This is a genomic window from Chryseolinea sp. T2 (genome assembly GCF_037203685.1).
In the GTDB taxonomy this organism is placed as follows: domain Bacteria; phylum Bacteroidota; class Bacteroidia; order Cytophagales; family Cyclobacteriaceae; genus Chryseolinea.
The window spans coordinates 344,456-363,126 of record NZ_JBBCAU010000003.1 but is presented as its reverse complement, the minus strand read 5'-3'; the positions used below and the strand labels follow the sequence as shown (position 1 = coordinate 363,126).

At 46.6% G+C, this 18,671-nt stretch carries 11 protein-coding genes; all 11 read left to right on the top strand.

What is annotated here, in order from left to right:
• The first annotated feature begins 24 nt into the window (after window positions 1–24).
• A complete protein-coding gene (locus tag WBG78_RS11285) occupies window positions 25–3,150 on the top strand; it encodes a SusC/RagA family TonB-linked outer membrane protein (RefSeq protein ID WP_337326530.1) in 3,126 nt (1,041 codons plus the stop codon).
• Between the two features lie 45 nt (window positions 3,151–3,195).
• Window positions 3,196–4,788, top strand: coding sequence for a RagB/SusD family nutrient uptake outer membrane protein (locus WBG78_RS11280; protein ID WP_337326529.1), 1,593 nt, complete (start codon window positions 3,196–3,198; stop codon window positions 4,786–4,788).
• 19 nt (window positions 4,789–4,807) lie between these two features.
• Window positions 4,808–7,168: an arylsulfatase gene (locus WBG78_RS11275; protein ID WP_337326528.1), complete on the top strand. Its 2,361-nt coding sequence runs from the start codon at window positions 4,808–4,810 to the stop codon at window positions 7,166–7,168.
• A gap of 75 nt (window positions 7,169–7,243) precedes the next feature.
• Window positions 7,244–7,411 carry a hypothetical protein gene (locus tag WBG78_RS11270; RefSeq protein ID WP_337326527.1) on the top strand — a complete coding sequence of 56 codons (168 nt, stop codon included), beginning with the start codon at window positions 7,244–7,246 and terminating at the stop codon, window positions 7,409–7,411.
• A 230-nt stretch (window positions 7,412–7,641) separates the two neighbouring features.
• Window positions 7,642–8,586: a sterol desaturase family protein gene (locus WBG78_RS11265; RefSeq protein WP_337326526.1), complete on the top strand. Its 945-nt coding sequence runs from the start codon at window positions 7,642–7,644 to the stop codon at window positions 8,584–8,586.
• A 171-nt stretch (window positions 8,587–8,757) separates the two neighbouring features.
• Window positions 8,758–10,593: an arylsulfatase gene (locus WBG78_RS11260; RefSeq protein ID WP_337326525.1), complete on the top strand. Its 1,836-nt coding sequence runs from the start codon at window positions 8,758–8,760 to the stop codon at window positions 10,591–10,593.
• Between the two features lie 231 nt (window positions 10,594–10,824).
• Window positions 10,825–11,298: a hypothetical protein gene (locus tag WBG78_RS11255; protein ID WP_337326524.1), complete on the top strand. Its 474-nt coding sequence runs from the start codon at window positions 10,825–10,827 to the stop codon at window positions 11,296–11,298.
• 90 nt (window positions 11,299–11,388) lie between these two features.
• Window positions 11,389–13,752: an arylsulfatase gene (locus WBG78_RS11250; protein ID WP_337326523.1), complete on the top strand. Its 2,364-nt coding sequence runs from the start codon at window positions 11,389–11,391 to the stop codon at window positions 13,750–13,752.
• 17 nt (window positions 13,753–13,769) lie between these two features.
• Complete coding sequence (locus WBG78_RS11245) at window positions 13,770–15,179, top strand: sulfatase (protein WP_337326522.1); 1,410 nt, start codon at window positions 13,770–13,772, stop codon at window positions 15,177–15,179.
• Between the two features lie 75 nt (window positions 15,180–15,254).
• Complete coding sequence (locus WBG78_RS11240; protein ID WP_337326521.1) at window positions 15,255–16,724, top strand: sulfatase family protein; 1,470 nt, start codon at window positions 15,255–15,257, stop codon at window positions 16,722–16,724.
• A gap of 55 nt (window positions 16,725–16,779) precedes the next feature.
• Complete coding sequence (locus WBG78_RS11235; RefSeq protein WP_337326520.1) at window positions 16,780–18,609, top strand: sulfatase-like hydrolase/transferase; 1,830 nt, start codon at window positions 16,780–16,782, stop codon at window positions 18,607–18,609.
• Window positions 18,610–18,671: the final 62 nt, after the last annotated feature.

The window sequence follows — 18,671 nt, the reverse complement described above, 5'->3', positions numbered from 1 at the left end:
CCACCACCCTAATAAATCTATTACATGAGAAAATTTATACCCGTCATTATATTGACGTTGTCCTCTATTGCCGTGTTTGGACAGGAAGTTATTCGCGGCGTAATTAAAGACGACGCGGGAGGGCCACTGCCGGGGGCCACGATTCTTGTTAAAGGAACTAATAGTGGAACCGTTGCGGACGTCGATGGAAACTTTTCGGTCAAACCAGCAGGAGAGCTGCCGATCACCCTGGTCGTTAACTCTGTGGGTTTCAAGACTCAGGACGTAGAAGTATATGAATTGAGTGATGAAGTTATTGAAGTAGCCCTTAAGTCTGATAACGTACTTGATGAAGTTGTTGTCATAGGATATGGAGAGATTAAACGCCGCGACATAACGGGCTCGGTAGCTTCCATTCCCACTGAACTTAAGGCACAGCCGGTTGCTTCTGTTGAACGCTTGTTGCAAGGTGCTATCCCAGGCGCAATTGTTACTCAAACTTCAGGTCAACCAGGCGGTGGGGTAAGCGTGCAGATCCGGGGAAGTAATTCTATCACTGCATCCAGTGATCCTTTGTATGTGATCGACGGTTTCCCAATCAATAATGATTATAGTATTGCTGATGCCGGCATCACAAATGGACCGAAGATCAATCCGATGTCATCCATTAACTCCGCAGATATTGAATCTGTAGATGTTCTGAAAGATGCTTCAGCCACTGCTATCTATGGATCTCGCGGAGCGAATGGTGTGATTCTGATTACGACCAAAAAGGGTAAGGAGGGTGAGTCCTCAATTCACTATGATGGATACTATGGCGTGCAGGAGGTAATCAGAACGTTGCCATTAGCAACAGCAGGGGAGTGGTGGCAACTCCGGAAGGACGCAGCGTTTAATACCAGTGCAACTGCCGTCGCCAACCTGAAGTCTGCTAACAAGGCATATCTCGCAGCAGCCGAGTCAGGTGGTTATACTCTGGATACTGCTGGCGTAGGAACTGACTGGCAGGGCGCTGCGTTCAAGCAAGCGGCTATTCAAAGCCACAGTATTTCCATTTATTCAGGAACGGACAGAACTAAAGTCGCGTTCGGCTTCAACTATTTTAAGCAGGAAGGTGTCATCAGAGAGACCGGATTCAATCGATATGCTGCGCGGTTTAACATAGATCATCAGTTCAACGATCGTTTTCGCCTTCAGTCATATGTGAACGCAAGCAGCATGGACGCTCAGGTCGGGCCGGACGCTATTGTCCCCAACTTGTTACAGTCACCGGCATCCGTCCCTATATATAAGAATGATGGAACCTTCCTCGTGGTCTCGGGTCTCGACCAGGCATTGGCAAACCCCATCAACTCATTATACAATCAAACCAACGATACAAACACCAAGCGCTTACTAGCCAATATTTCTGTCGATTATAAACTCGCCGAAGGGCTGATCGCAAAAGTATTGTTCGGAACGGATGTACTCATTAACAAGCAAAACAGATATCTGCCCAACTCAACTCAGGAGGGTTTGGCATCCAAGGGTATTGCACAGATTGGTTCTTTGAACACCGTAAACTGGTTGAACGAAAACACCCTCACATGGTCGAAGACGTTCAACAATATTCATAGTCTCAATGTACTGGGTGGATTTACAGCACAGCGTTCCACCTCTGATGGCGTTACTGCAGGTGCTACGAATTTCTCGTCTGACTTCTTTGAATATAACAACCTTGGTGTTGCTGTTACTCCAAGTTCTCCAGGCAGTTCTTACACGCAATGGTCGTTGGCTTCATGGCTTGGCCGCGTAAACTATAGTCTGCTTGAAAAATATTTACTTACGTTAACTATTCGTTCCGACGGTTCTTCCCGTTTCGGTTCCAGCAACAAGTGGGGTTACTTTCCGTCAGCAGCAGTAGGTTGGAATATTCACGAGGAGGAATTTCTCAAGCAGGTCAATGCTATTAGTTTGCTGAAGCTTCGTGGAAGCGTGGGGATAACCGGTAACCAATCTATTCCCCCATACTCGTCTCTTTCACAGTTAAGCTATTACCGATACAATTTTAATAACCAAACGGTGTCGGGTTATGCGCCAAGTAACGTACCTAATCCTGGACTTGGCTGGGAGAAAACCTTCCAGGTTGATATTGGTGCTGACATCGGTTTGTTTAACAACCGTGTGGACCTGGTATTTGACTACTATTACAAACGAACGAGTGATTTGCTTCTTAGTGCAATTGTTCCTGGTACGTCTGGCCTTGCCGTTGGAGGAAACGTAAACTCCGGACAGCAGGCAGCAGTTTATCAGAACCTCGGCGAGGTAGAAAACAAGGGTTGGGAACTCGGTATCAATACGCAAAATCTTGCGGGGGAATTTAAATGGAATACCATCTTCGTTTTTTCTCAGAACACAAACAGGATCCTGGACCTCGGAAATGGTATTACGCGGATAGTACCCAACACCAATGCACCCTCTGTAATTGAAGTAGGCAAACCGTTGGGCTCGTTCATTGTTTATCAGACAGACGGGCTGATACAGCCGGGAGAGGAAGGATCGAGTGCATTAACACCACAGGCGTTTAAAGGAGTAGGGGCGCAAAAGTATATAGATCAGGACGGAGATGGAGTAATAACACAGGCAGGAGACCGGATCGTTATTGCTAATCAACCTGGTGTCAACCTCGGCCTTACAAATACCTTTTCCTATAAGGGCTTCGACCTTTCGGTATTCTTTCAGGGTTCGTTCGGTGGAAAGCTTTACAACCAGAACAGAGCACAGCTCGAGCTGAACAACGGTGCAGGTAATGCATCGGATGCTGCTAAGTATGCTTACCGTGTGCCTGGCACACGAGGTCCGGATGATCCCGGGTTTACCGATACAGATGTGAAAGCTGCCTACCAGGATCCTGCGATTACAGTATCAGATCGTTTTATAGAAGATGCCTCTTACGTACGCCTTAAAAATGTCTCCTTTGGTTACCGGATTCCTGAGTCAGTTCTTTCAAAGGCGTTCATCAAATCATTGCGCATATATGTTTCGGCGCAAAACTATTGGACATGGACAGATTACACGGGCTACGATCCTGAAGCAAGTAATGCAGGACAAGCGCTGATTAACCGTGGTGTCGACAACGGTGTGTATCCGAACAACAAGTCTATTCAGGGCGGTGTTCAGCTGACCTTCTAAGAGATCAAGGCATTTGAACAGTAAAACATTTAAGAATTGAATTTTATGAAGAAAATATTTACTCCCTTTGCACTTGCATTCGTTGTTGTGGTTGCTGTGTCGTGCGCAGACTTTCTTGCAGAGGAGCCTAAGTCCACGATTTCAGAAGATCAGTATTACAAGACGCCTTCTGATGCTCTAACAGCTGTTAACGCCACCTACTTCTTCTACAATGGTGGAGGTCCTAACGGATCAGGTCAGACAGCATACAACTCACTCCTGCAAGTAGGTATGGAGTTTGCTACCGATGAGCAATATCCAGGCCCAGGTGCTACTAACCCCGATGTTCGTTCGCTTTCCGTTCACAATCATTCATCGACAAACAGAACCTTTTATGAGAACTGGCAGCAACACTATGCGGGGATCAAGAGAGCCAATGTCGCCATCGAAAAGATTCCGTTGATAGATTTTGGTAGCAGCACAGCTCTGCAGGCGCGCTACATTGGAGAAGCAAAGTTTAATCGCGCATTTATCTATTTTAACATTGTTCGGTTGTGGGGTGACGTTCCTCTGATTACCGAGAATCAGAACTATGTTAAGGCGCAGGACTATTATGTAGCGAAGTCGGCGGCAACAGAGATATATGCGCAAATTGAGAAAGATCTGCAGGAGGCTGCGGCGGTCCTTCCTAGTTCCTATAGTGGTGGTGATATCGGAAGGGCTACTGCCGGCGCTGCGAAGGCTTTGCTCGCTAAGGTTTATCTTACCCAAGCTTCATTTCCTCTTAGAATACAGTCGCATTACCAGGATGCAGTTGCTCTCGCAGAACAGGTGCTTTCGCCAATTGATGGCGGAACCGGTGTATACAACTATAACCTTAGAAGGAACTATGCTGACGTATTCTTACCAGCCTTCAAGAATAACGAAGAGCACATCTTCTCAGCACAGTATATGTCGAATTTCCAGTCGCAGGGTAGAAACGACTTTCCCAGAACACTTCCACGATTCCCGTCAAGCTTTGGTATTATCGGCAACTATGCAGATCAGGTAAACTTCTACACAAAAGGAGCTGACAAGTCGTTCAGCGTTTACAAATTGTTCAAGAAGAATGACAAGCGTCGCAAGGTTACATTTGCTACTCTATTTGTCAATCCGCGCACTGGCGCAAAGTTTGGCGCACCGATTGCCAATCCGGCTTATCCTGGCGATTCGACGCCGTACTTCTTCAAGACCTATGATCCTTCGGCATTTACAGCTATTCCTTCTGAAGCAGCAACGAATGTTACTCTTCTCCGATATGCTGAGCTCCTTCTTATTCACGCTGAAGCGGAAAATGAGCTAAATGGCCCAACCGACAAAGCCTATAAGTCACTGAATCGTATTCGTAATCGCGCGGGGCTTCCAGACCTTACCCGTGGCTTGACACAAGACCAGTTCCGAGATTCTTTGTACCTCGATCGCGAACTTGAATTAGTGTACGAGTATCAGCGATGGTTTGATCTGATTCGTCAACGTAACGCAGCGGGCAATCCATCTTTTGTGGAAAAGCTCCATGCAGCCGGTAAAACTAATGCTGTCGATAGAAACCGTTGGTTCCCTATTCCTCAGATTGAGCTAGACAACAATCCGCTCTTAGTACAGAATGATTTGTGGAAATAGAATAAAGAATTCCCTCACTATGAAAACTGATAACATTCGAATAAACAGAAAAACAACACTTCAAAGGGTGGCCGTCAAATCATCACTCTGGGCTGCCGCAGTAATTGGTTTGGCATTGTCGCCTCAGACGTTGAGAGCTCAATACGACCCTGTGCAAACGTATCAGGGTACTGTTGGAAAAGATCTCGCAGGAACTCAACAATGGTGGCAGGACCGTAGCAAGCATACAGCGGGTGCCCCAAACGTTGTGTGGATCTTGCTTGATGACGTTGGATATGGCGCTATTAGCACATTCGGCGGACTGATCAAAACACCGACGCTTGACAGTCTTGCCAATCACGGTCTTCGCTACACGAACTTTCATACGACAGCAATCTGCTCGCCTACACGGGCAGCTTTGCTGACGGGACGTAATTCTCATTCGGTGCACATGGGTCTTTTTCCTAACACCGCCGTCGGTGCTCCCGGATATGATGGTTATATGCCTTTCGAAAAGGCTACTATTGCGGAGATACTTCGAGAAAATGGTTACAATACTTACGCAGTTGGAAAGTGGCACCTTACGCCACCCTCTGATGGTACTGCAATCGGTCCGTTTAACCGGTGGCCTACTGGTCGCGGATTTGATCACTACTATGGATTTCTCGGCGGCGCAACAGACCAATGGCATCCTCTCACCTGGGAGGATACGCGTAAAGTTGAGCCACCTGCCGATGGTAAGCACTTTACCACGCGGATAACAGACAAAGCGATTGAATACATCGCCGAGCAAAAGTCGATCGATCCGGCAAAGCCATTCTTCCTCTACTATGCGCCGGGTGCGGGACACTCACCACATCAGGTTGCAAAACAATGGTCTGAAAGATATAAGGGGAAATTCGACGGTGGTTGGGATAAGTACCGCGAGGCTGTTCTTGCAGAGCAGATCAAACTTGGAGTTGTACCGAAGGGAACAGTTCTTCCTCCCAGAAATGCTGGAATCAAGCCATGGGATTCATTGTCTTTGAATGAACAGAAACTGTTTGCCAGATTCATGGAAGTGTATGCCGGCTTCGTATCGCATACTGACTACGAGATCGGTCGTGTTGTCAACCATCTTCGAAAGATCAACCAACTTGATAATACTTTGATCTTTGTATCCGTCGGTGATAATGGTGCCAGCAAGGAAGGAACGTTTGTGGGAATACTTAATCGAAATGATCCTACATGGACGGATGCGCAAAGACTTGAGAAGAATCTTGAGGATATTGATCTGATTGGCACTGAAGCATCAAGGCCGAACTATCCACTGGGTTGGGCAATGGCCGCGAATACACCATTCAAGCAATGGAAACAAGACGCAAACTCGGAAGGAGGAACACGCAATCCGCTTATTGTTTTTTATCCTAAAGGAATAAAGGATCCCGGCGGAATTCGCTCCCAATACACCCATTTGATTGATATACTCCCAACTACGGTTGAGCTGGTGCATGCGAAAGTTCCGACAATAGTAAATGGCTACCGCCAGGAGCCTATAGAGGGCACCAGCCTTGCTTATAGCATCAACAATCAACAAGCGCCCTCACGTCACGTCGTTCAACACTATGAGATAATGGGATCACGTTCCATTTACAAAGATGGATGGAAGGCAGGCACTCTTCACAAGAAGGGTGAAGAATTTGCAAAGGATCGATGGGAGCTGTACAATCTTAACGAGGACTTTAATGAACGATTTGATCTTTCAGCAAAGCATCCGGAGAAATTGAAGGAACTACAGGAGCTCTTTGATTCAGAAGCTGCGAAGTTTAATATCTATCCGTTGAAGGATGGTACCGAAAAGCAACTTGACTACACCAAGCTCTATGTAGGTAACAACAATACAAGGTTGGAATTCTATCCTGAAGTTAAGCAGCTATCGGGTATAGCTTCACCGATTGTTCCATTGAAATCATACACAATCACTGCAGAAGCGGATCTATCGAAGGGTGCCGAAGGAGTCTTGTTTGCTATTGGCGGTAGATTTAGCGGCGTTAGCCTCTTTGTAAAAGAAGGAAAGTTCCAGGTCACGAACAACGTAGGATGGAAGACATCGACAATTGTATCGAAGACTTTGCCAACCGGACCAGTTACTCTAAAATATGTTGTCAGCTACAAGGAGGCAAAAGACCTTGCTGACGAGGCAGGCACGCAGGCATTGTACGTCAACGATCAGAAAGTTGCAGAAGCCCCGATCGTAAAAGCGCAGGCAAATATCCGAAATACTGATGAGATCAGTGTAGGAAGCGATTTGGTTACTCAGGTCTCTGACAAATACAAGGGGACGTATCCCTTCACCGGCAAATTGAAGAAGATAATTGTTGAAAACAGCCTGAGCCCGCAGCTCACGCTCGGAAGCAAGTGACGAGATGACCATCGTAAAGCTTACAGGAACATTCGATATCCGGAAACCAACCACAATATAAACTTAACTGTCACGATGCTTTCTCTATCAGACGTCATACTGCTTGTTAAGAAGATTCTGATCGGCATCATCGTCGCTGTCATTCCATTCCTGATCATTCTCGGGGGGCTATGGATCACGCAGCGGGTGCTTGGATCTGGAGAGGTGCAAACTCAAATAACAACTAAACCAGTCAAGCCATGAAAATGGAACCCAGGATCATTCGGAGAATTGTAAGAAATGCTTTTATCAGTCTGCTGATTTATGCCTTACCTGTGCTCGTGATGTTTCTTGTTTTTTATATACGTGGCGAACGTCCATGGCAAACGAAAAAAACGGAGCAGGCGGCTCACCCGCCGAAATAACAATTGTGTTTGCGCGTAAGGAAACATCTGGACTTTAAAATCAATCTGTCACACCTGACCATATAAACCATGATCAAGATCCTCGAATCTGTATTTCAAAACTTAAGCACATGGGGATTACCCACCCTGGTTCTGGTGCTGGGTGTCATTGAGTTCTCATTGGGACTATACAAGAAGCACTGGGACAAAAATGAACGCATACTGGACATAGTTTGCTATACCGTTCCAAAGCTGGTAGTGCGGCCGTTGGTTGCCTATTTTGGATTAAAGTTTCTGCCAATCGCCTTGCCGGAGTTTAAGGGCGCGTTCGAGTGGGTCCCCTTTTGGTGGGGTTTTCTGATCATCTGTGTCGCTGATGACCTCACCCAATACTGGTATCACAGACTTCATCATGAAGTGCCGTTCTTATGGCGCTTCCATCGGACACATCACTCTGCACCTTATATGGGCATGGCAATGGCCAGCCGTCAGAACATCATTTACACGTTGTTCTTTTCTCAAACTTATCTCACGACAGCACTGGTCTATATCGGATTGGGTTATCCTGCCTTGTTTGCAAAAGGGATCAAGTCATTAATCACAACTTTGGCCCATTCAAGCATTCCCTGGGATAAGCCATTTTATGAGAAGAAATGGCTCCATCCGATTGCCTGGGTATTGGAGCGACTGATATCCACTCCTGCGACGCACCATGCTCATCACGCTTCCAGTAACGACGATGGTATCGGACATTACAAAGGAAACTTTGGCAACATGTTTTTCCTTTGGGATGTCGTTTTCGGGACGGGCATTATAACGAGAAAGTATCCAAGCGCGTACGGTATTGCACACTATCATCATGAAGAATGGTACGCCCAGTTTGCCTGGCCGTTGTTTAAGTCATCAAAGGAGGGTAGCGAACTTGCTGCGAATGGACCCATGGTGGCGGATGAGCTCGAAGTAGCCAAGCCGTTGCATGCAGGCAACGAAGCGCCTTTGACACCTTTGAGCACAGGTTCAGTTCTTACCAACTAAGGAGTGACTATGTCAGCATTTGCAAATCAAAGGAACTTACGAATCAGGATTAGGTGGCGTTATCGATGTCGGTAGCGATCGAAATACTGCTGTATCAAACCGTTACAAGGTTCCCTTTCCTTTCAATGGTGACCTTACAAAGATCCTTATTGAATATTATTAACAACTCACATGAAAACTGCCCTCAGAATTAGCCTCTTCTTTCTGCTGACTCCGGTGCTTGCGGCATTCGCGCAACCGTCAAAGTCGTGGAAGACTACAACTCCTGTCAAAGCAACATACGCTAAAACAGCGAAAGCGGGATCTCCAAACATACTATGGATATTGCTCGACGACGTTGGATTCGGTGCCACTAGCGCATTCGGCGGATTAATTCAAACACCGGTACTGGATTCATTAGCCAATCTCGGATTGCGTTTTACTAATTTCCATACGGCAGGGATCTGCTCTCCTACACGGGCTGCATTGCTCACCGGTAGAAACCACCACTCAGTAGGCATGGGGTTGTTTCCACATTATTATTTGTCGGCAGACTATCCCGGCTACAACGGGCACCTGCAGCCAAACACTGGAACGATCGCACAAGTACTCCAGGAGAACGGTTATTCAACATATCAGCTTGGAAAATGGCATCTTACTCCTGATGATGAGAATACTGACCTGGGACCCTTTGAACGATGGCCGTCAGGCAAAGGGTTCGATCATAATTTTGGATTCCTTGGAGGTGCAACAGACCAATACAAACCTGACCTTGTAGAGGATAATAAACACGTTGCTCCTGACGGAAGCCACTTGAACAAACTTCTTGCTGACAAAGCCATTAGTTATCTGGCGACACAACAAAAGCTCGCACCCAACAAACCTTTCTTCCTGTACTTTGCTACGGGCGCCGGACATGCACCCCATCAGGTTGACAAGGAGTGGAGTGATAAATACAAAGGCAAGTTCGATGAAGGATGGGATGTGTACAGGGAAAAGACTTTTGCCAATCAAAAGAAGCTTGGTGTAATACCTGCGACGGCTAAGCTACCTGCCCGTGATCCTTTTCTTAAGGCCTGGAAAGACCTGCCCACGGACGAACGACATTTGTATGCGCGCTTCATGGAGGTGTATGCTGGATTTCTCGAATATACTGATCACGAGATCGGTCGTTTGATACGCCACCTTAGAAGCACAGGGCAACTGGAAAATACTGCAGTGTTTGTCATGATTGGCGACAATGGCGGCAGCAAGGAAGGACTTGAGTACGGCGTTACCACTAAAACTATTCGCTTTGGTGGTGAAAGCCTTACCCGTGCGGAATACAAGAAATTCATGCTGAGCGAATACGATAAAATCGGGACAAAGGAAGTAGCTCAGGTGGCAAACTATCCCCTGGGCTGGGCGCAGGCTACGAATACGCCGTTTCGTCTTTGGAAGAGCGATGCAAATGCTGAAGGAGCAACCCACAATCCTTTGATTGTTTACTACCCAAAAGGAGCTACTGAGAAGGGAGGAGTACGCAATCAATATGGTCATTTGATTGATCTGTATCCGACAGTCCTTGAGCTTACGGGAATTGATCAGCCAAAGCAGATAAAGAATATCAATCAGGAACCATTACACGGTACAAGCCTTGCATATGCGTTCAGCCATAAGTCCGCACCTTCAAGGCATACGCAGCAGTACTATACCATATTTGGCAATCGTTCCATCTACAAAGACGGCTGGAAGGCTGGAGCTGCTCATCATCCGAATTCGCTTGAGTTATTCACCTTTGCCGGTGAGACAAGGCCGAATCTTGACGGTGATCCTGACAAAGATGTATGGGAACTCTATCACATTGAAGAGGACTTCAATGAATTGAATAACCTTGCAGCCAAGAATCCTGAAAAGCTTAAGGAACTCAAGGCACTATTTGATGCCGAGGCGGCAAAATACAATATCTATCCGCTGATCGATATTGAGTATGCAGCTCAGCGTTTTGCCGAACAACGGAAGCGTCAGGAACAACAGGCTAAACGTTAATCACAATGAAACTACGTCATCTAACTATATACGCATTCCTACGCTACATTATTTTTCATACGACTGTTATTTGTGCGCCCCGATTAGATGATCTCGCAACCGTTTCATCTTTATATCAGGTGCCTTTCACATTCAATGGAGCGATCAGCAAGCTAACATTGGAGTTGCGAAAAGGTGCAGGCTCTTCACTTGAAATGCGATAAGACTATGCGATTGCATCAATCACTTTTAGTGATCGCACTATTCTCATTTGCCGGAAGTTTCATTGGCAGCAGTAATTTGACCAGTAATACTTCATTGGTAGATCATGGTTCGCATGAAATCGACGCCATCACAAAGGCAGCAATCATGAAGTCACTTGATAACTATATGAACACGTTCAATGCGCGCGACCTTCAAGGCTGGGAAGACACATATCACTTCCCGCATTATCGACTTGCCAGCGGTAAGATGTTTGTCCTGGAGAGGGCTGGATTGCGAGACTCTTCCGTGGTATTTACAGCACTTCACAAAACGGGATGGCATCACAGTAAATGGGAGCACAGAAATATCATACATGTTTCGGCTGATAAAGTTCATGTAGATACACAATTCTCCAGGTTCAATGCAAGTGGTCAGAAGATCGGTATATACGAATCGCTCTATATCCTTACTAAGGAAAACGGACGTTGGGGCGTGAAAATGCGATCGAGCTATGCAGAGTAAGCCGCCCATTGGATTAACATTAATACTGTTATGAAATCGTTCACTTCCAACAGACCGATACTTAATTCTGAATGTCAAACATTATCCACCATGAATAGCAGATATATCAGCGCGATTTGCATGATCTCCATCGCCCTTAACGCAAGTGCCCAGCACAGTCCACGGCAAGATTGGAAAGGAAAGACAGGGAATACATTAAGGGAGTCTATTCCATATCACATCAATTATAACAAGGAGGCGTCGGAAGGAGCGCCAAATGTGCTGTGGATCCTCATTGATGATGCCGGTTTTGGAGCCACAAGTGCATTTGGTGGCTTGGTGGAGACACCGAACATTGAAAAAATTGCCAATCGTGGAATCCGGTTCACAAATTTTCATACGACTGCAATCTGTTCACCAACAAGAGCCGCACTGCTCACTGGCAGAAATCATCACTCGGTCCACGTCGGGTTGTTAACACCAGCCGCAATTGATTTCCCCGGCTACGATACACGCATGCCGTTTGAAAAAGCCACTGTCGCGGAGATTCTTAGAGAGAACGGGTACAATACATTTGCCCTGGGTAAGTGGCACCTTACACCAGTAACAGAAAACGGACCTTCAGGACCGTTTAACCGTTGGCCTACTGGCAGAGGCTTTGATCATTTCTATGGTTTTCATCCAGGTGCTACCGATCAATGGCATCCCGAGTTGTGGGAAGACCAAACTAAGCTTGACATTGAACCAAATAAGAAGCACGTCAACGAGTTGTTGGCTGATAAAGCGATCAAATATATAGCCAATCAGAAATCGGGCGACCCCAATAAGCCATTCTTCCTTTACTTCGCTCCGGGCGCAACGCATTCTCCACATCAGGTATCGAAAGAGTGGATAGCAAAGTATAAGGGAAAGTTCGACATGGGATGGGACAAGTATCGTGAACAGGTCATCGATCGTCAAAGGAAAGCAGGTATAATTCCGGCAAATGCCGTGTTACCCGAGCGCAATCCGAATGTAAAGGAGTGGGCGACGTTGTCTGAAAAGGAGAAGAAAGTATATGCTCACTTCATGGAAGTATACGCTGCCTTTTATTCTTACACCGACTATGAGATAGGCAGGATAGCAAACTATCTCGATCTCATTGGTCAGCTTGATAATACATTAATTGTGCTGGTACTGGGTGACAATGGAGCGAGCAAAGGTGGCGGTGTGAATGGTGCAGCGGATATCGATAATCAACTAAAGGGTGAAGCAAGGATTGATGCCTTGTTGAAGGTACATGCAGACCCTGAGCTTGATCAGTCGGTTAACAACGATTACCCTATTGGCTGGGCTATGGCTTGTAATACTCCGTTTCGATACTGGAAAACCGATGCAAACTCCGAAGGTGGAACTCGCAATCCCATGATTCTGTCTTATCCCAAAGTTATCGCGGCAAGAGGAGAGGTTCGTCATCAATACGGACACGTAATAGATGTGCTGCCTACAACGTTAGAATTAGTCAATGGACTGGTGCCTCAGGCGATCAATGGGTACAAGCAGGAACCCATTGAGGGAACAAGCCTTGCGTATACTGTGAAGGACAAGAACGTTGCCTCTCGTCATACTACGCAGTACTATGAGATTGCCGGCGCTCGTTCCATCTACAAGGACGGATGGAAGGCGAGTACTGCCCATGCCATCGATGGGAATAGGGGAGGTGGTGGTGTAAATATTGCCGCGTCCGAGGTTGCGCCTGATGGCAGCAAGGTTGACTTCTCACAGGATGTTTGGGAACTATACAATCTGAATGACGACTTTAATGAACGCAATAATCTGGCTGCAAAATTTCCTGAGAAGTTGAACGAGCTGCAGGCCGTTTTTGATGTAGAGGCCCGTAAATATAATGTCTATCCATTGAAGGATTTCACTGCTCATGATATGCCCGCCGGTCGCACGATATATGGAAAGTCGCCAGTAGTTACATTGTTTCCTGGCGTCGATAATTTAGTAGGGGTTAACAGTCCATTGTATGATGGAAGAAGCTTTTTAGTTACTACTGAAGTCGACCTTCGGGGAGACGAACAGGGTGTACTCTTTGCCATTGGCGGAGAGTCCTCTGGAATAAGTCTTTTTATTAAGGATGGTATATTGCAATTAGCCCACAAAGTTAACGGGACCATTGCCCACTTAGAATCGGTTGAAAGAATCAAGGCCGGCAAGCAGACAATAGAACTTCAGTATTATCTGTCGCCGAACGAAGGGTTTGCGGGGACCGAGCTGCTAAGGATAAATGGAACAAAAGTGGGCGAGCGCAAAATACCAAAGGGGCAGGCGTCGATCACTAATAACAATCTCATAGATGGAACTGACGTTGGCAGAGATCAGCGTGTAGCAGTTTCCGATCGGTACACTGTCCCGTTTGCCTTTACTGGCAAATTGAGAAAAGTTACTATTACCTATGCTAAACCGTCACTGCCTGCGGGCACAAACTGAGTACTACAAATCTAACTATGAAAATTGTCACACACATTTCCAGAGGCCTTTCTCAACTTGTGATCGCAGGGTCGATTTTGCTTTTGTCTTTTGATGCCCATGCACAGAAAAAAGAACAAAAATTGAATGTCCTCTTCATTGCCGTCGACGATCTCAACAATGATTTGGGTTGTTATGGTAGCACAGTCGTTAAGTCGCCAAACATCGATCGGCTGGCCACACGCGGTGTCCGCTTCGATCGTGCCTATACGCAATTTCCGTTGTGTAGTCCCAGCAGATCGTCGCTGCTAACCGGCAGGCGTCCCGATGTAACCGGAATCTACGAACTGCAAACGCACTTTAGAAAGAATCTTCCAGACGTTGTTACCCTTCCGCAATTGTTTAAGAATAACGGATATCACAGTGCCCGTGTTGGAAAGATCTATCATTATGGCGTGCCCGGACAGATTGGAACAAACGGTCTTGATGATTCCGTCTCGTGGAGTCAACGTATCAATCCTATCGGACACGACAAAGTCGATGAAGCCTCCATCACAAACGTGACACCCGATCGTGGTCTCGGAAGTGCACTTTCATGGCGAATAGAAAATACTCCGGATGAGGAACAGACCGACGGCAAAGTTGCAACAGAGGCAATTAAAATCCTGGAACAACGCAAAGATGAACCCTTCTTTCTCGCGGTTGGTTTTTATCGCCCGCATACACCGTACGTTGCACCATCAAAGTATTTCGATCTTTATCCCGCTGAAAGGATCAAACTTGCAGAGGAAAAGCCAAATGATTTGGACGACGTACCGGAAGCGGCACTGTTTACCAAGCCACCTCATTGGGGTGTAAGTGAAAGCGATCGCCGCAATGCACAACGTGCATACTATGCGTCAATTAGTTTCATGGATGCACAGGTCGGTCGCGTACTTGATGCTCTGGACAGACTGAAGCTCACAGATAAAACGATCATTGTTCTTTGGAGCGACCACGGCTACAACCTGGGTCAGCACGGACAATGGATGAAACAGAGCCTGTTTGAAAACTCAGCACGCGTACCATTCATAGTTGTGGCGCCTGGTTATAAGACAAGAGCATCATCGGCGCGCACCGTTGAGCTTCTTGATATTTATCCAACACTTGCAGAGCTAACACAACTTAAGGCAGATGGGCTGGAAGGTAAGAGCCTTGTCAAACTTTTGGAAGACCCCAAATCAGCGTGGGACAAACCCGCTTATACACAAGTGCGTCGAAATACCCTGATGGGAAGAAGCGTCCGAACTGAAAGATGGCGATATACCGAATGGGATGAGGGGAAAGCTGGTGTTGAACTGTATGATCACGAATCCGATCCGGGGGAATTTAATAACCTGGCAAAGGATCCCAAATACGCAGAGCGCATAAAAGAGCTTTCTGTTTTGCTGAAAAGGAATCGCGTATAGTCATCTATCACAACGACAATACCACCGTATATGCAACTAATGAATTCCAGCCATCTACTCTATAATCGCTGTTAAATGAAATCCATTTCAATCTTCGTTGCGCTCTTTGTTTTCTCGCTGTCAGTAGTTCCAACCTCTAACGCCCAGACGCGTAAGAAGACTGAAACGGTTAACATTCTCTTACTGGTCTCAGATGATCATAGCGCGCCATTTTTAAGTTGCTACGGATACCAGGATATAAAGACGCCCAATATTGATCGGCTTGCAAGCGAGGGCCTGCTGTTTAAGAACGCTTTCACTACGGCACCCCAGTGCGTATTGTCCAGAGCGGCGTTAATGACGGGAAGATCCACACTTGATATTCGAATGACAAGGTTTTCGGCACCTCTTCCTGCAGATGCTGTTTCATTTCCCGAGCTCCTGAGAAAGGCCGGGTATTACACTGGTATTTGCGGCAGAAACTTTCATCTGAACGGAAATCGTGGAGTGAAAGAGTCAGCCGATGTGTACGATGAGTATGGGCTTGAAACTTTTGCCAAACGTGTAGACTTCTTAAAAGTTAATGCTGTTCGTGATAGTATCTTTGGTCAGTACAGCACGTTTCTTGATCGTGTGCCAAAGGGCAAGTCGTTTTTCCTACAGGTCGGCTATAGCGATCCTCATCGCATCTTCGACGCTAAGGAGTTTGAGCCTGATCCAACGAAAATTACTTTGCCACAAACATGGCCTGATACAAAGTTGGTACGGGAAGATTTCGCAGCATACTTAGGGGAGATTCAACGACTCGACGCTGAAGTTGGCAGGATACTCGATGACCTGAAACGTCGAGGTCTTGACAAGAATACTATTGTTGTATTTATAGGTGACAATGGCGGTGCTTTATTGAGAGGCAAGGGTACACTTTACAGAGCAGGGCTGAATGTTCCGCTAATCATCCGTTATCCGGAACATATAGCCTCAGCACAAATAAATTCATCAATCGTCTCTGGTGAAGATCTTGCACCAACGCTGTTGGAAGTGGCGGGCTTACCCAGGGGTAAAGATATGACCGGTGTGAGTCTCGTTCCGGCTTTCCGGGACAATAAATTTGAACCTCATCAATATGTCTACGCGGTTCGCGGCGCACATGGCTCCGGTCTTCCAACCAATACGGCACACTTTGATCTTGGCAGAACAATCTTTGATAAACAATTCAAGCTGGTATACAATGCGATGTGGCAGCTACCTTACTATCCAGTTGATTTCGGGTCTCAGCCGTTCTGGCTGGATCTTACGCAACAACATGTAGAAGGAAAGTTGAGCAAGGAGGCAGACCGACTGTTCTTTAGTGAGCGTCGTTCTATGTTTGAACTTTTCGATACGCAAAACGATCCTGATGAAACGAGGAATCTCTCAGGTGATCCCGCGTTCAAGGATATAGAGCATCGGCTCAAGGCGAAACTACAGGAGTGGATGATCCTAAATGAGGACTATGTGCCACTTCCTATTCCACCACAACCGGCTCAGGCTGCTCCCCCTGTCGCAGCGGCCGGCGCAAAACCATAAACTGGAATTCGCCGGGCGAAAAATTCTTAACTTATCTTTTGATTAACGAACGACTATGCGCAAGTGGTTACTTGGTCTTTGTCTCGTAGCGATTGTAGCAGACAATGTGACTGCACAAACGGAAAAGCCGAATATCCTTTGGATCGTCAGTGAAGACAACAATGCCGATATGATCGGATGTTATGGCAACTCGTTTGCGACTACACCAAACATCGACAGGTTTGCTAAGTCTGGTGTACTGTATAGAAATGCCTTTTCAACTGCGCCGGTTTGCGCGCCATCGCGATGTACGATCATTACAGGTATGTATCCACCAACGTTGGGAACTGATCACATGCGAAGCGTATATGCAGTACCTGATTATGTAAAGTTCTTTCCAAGATATCTGCGTGAGGTTGGATACTACACGACCAACAATACAAAGAAAGATTACAACACCATAGACCAGACGGACGCGTGGGATGAATCGAGTACAAAGGCGACCTATAAAAACAGAAAGCAGGGCCAGCCTTTTTTTGCTGTGTTCAATCTGATGGTATCGCACGAGAGTTCGTTGCATAAACCAGTCGATACGCTTCATCATGATCCCAATAAAGTACCATTACCACCTTATCATCCAGCGACCGCTGACATAAAGCATGATTGGGCTCAATATTATGACAAGGTTGAAACGATGGACCAACAGGTTGGTTCATTGTTAAAGGAGCTTGAAGAACAGGGATTAGACGAGAATACAATCGTTTTTTATTATACCGACAATGGGGGAGTACTACCGAGAAGCAAGCGCTTTTTGTTCGAGTCAGGACTGCATGTTCCGCTCATCGTACGGGTGCCGCAGAAGTTTAAGCAGTTAGCAGAAACATCCGGCGGTAATTCAACTGATCGTATTGTAACGTTTCTCGACTTTGCACCGACTGTTCTGTCAATTGCAGGTATAAAGCCGCCCCAAAACATGCAGGGAGCCGCATTTCTTGGTACCTATAACGGTACGCAAGCACGATATGGCTATGGGTTTCGGGGAAGAATGGATGAGCGAATCGACCTGTCGCGAACGGTACGGGATAAGCGGTATCGTTATGTTAGAAATTACCTGCCCCATCTGATTTATGGACAGCACCTTCATTATCTATGGCTGGCGCCATCAACGCGTTCGTGGGAGACTGAGTACCAGTCCGGAAAGCTCAACGCAACGCAATCTGCATTCTGGAAAGAGAAGCCGGCGGAAGAGTTATACGACGTTGTCACCGATCCTTTCAATATTAAAAATCTTGCAGGCAACAGCGCATATGATAGCGTATTGTTACGATTGCGCAAAGCGAACGAAGCGTGGATCAGCGCGACAAGGGATATCGGATTCATTCCAGAAGCAATTCTCTATGAATTGTCGAAGGAGGGCGCATTAATGGAACGCATAGACTACTTTAAGTTACCGCGCATTGTGGAGACAGCCAGCCTTGCTTCGTCGCGAAATGCCCAGGACCTGAATAAACTCGCGAATCGATTCAATGATCCTGATGCTTCAGTTCGCTATTGGTCTGCAATCGGATGTTCTGTATCACCGAAGGCTGCATCAAAATACAAAGGCGAACTAAAAACAATGCTGAATGACAAAGAAGGAGCGGTACAGGTCGCGGCAGCAGAGGCACTCTGGCGAATGGGTGAAAAGGAATTAGGACTACAGGGTCTTAAGGCTGCACTTACTCATCCTCACACCTTTGTGAGAGTGCAGGCATTGAATGTTTTGCAGTATTTAGGAAAGGATGCCATGCCAGCATTGCCGCAGATTAAGTTGCTGATTCCGGATCGCGCGGTCACACCCCAGGACGACAATACTTATGACGTACGCGCCGCTCGCACGTTTGTGGAGACCTATATACAGCCTTAAAGCCGCTAATCATAGCTGTTCCCCTTTAGATTCGGCTCCATTATTATTCCGACGGCTCGCAA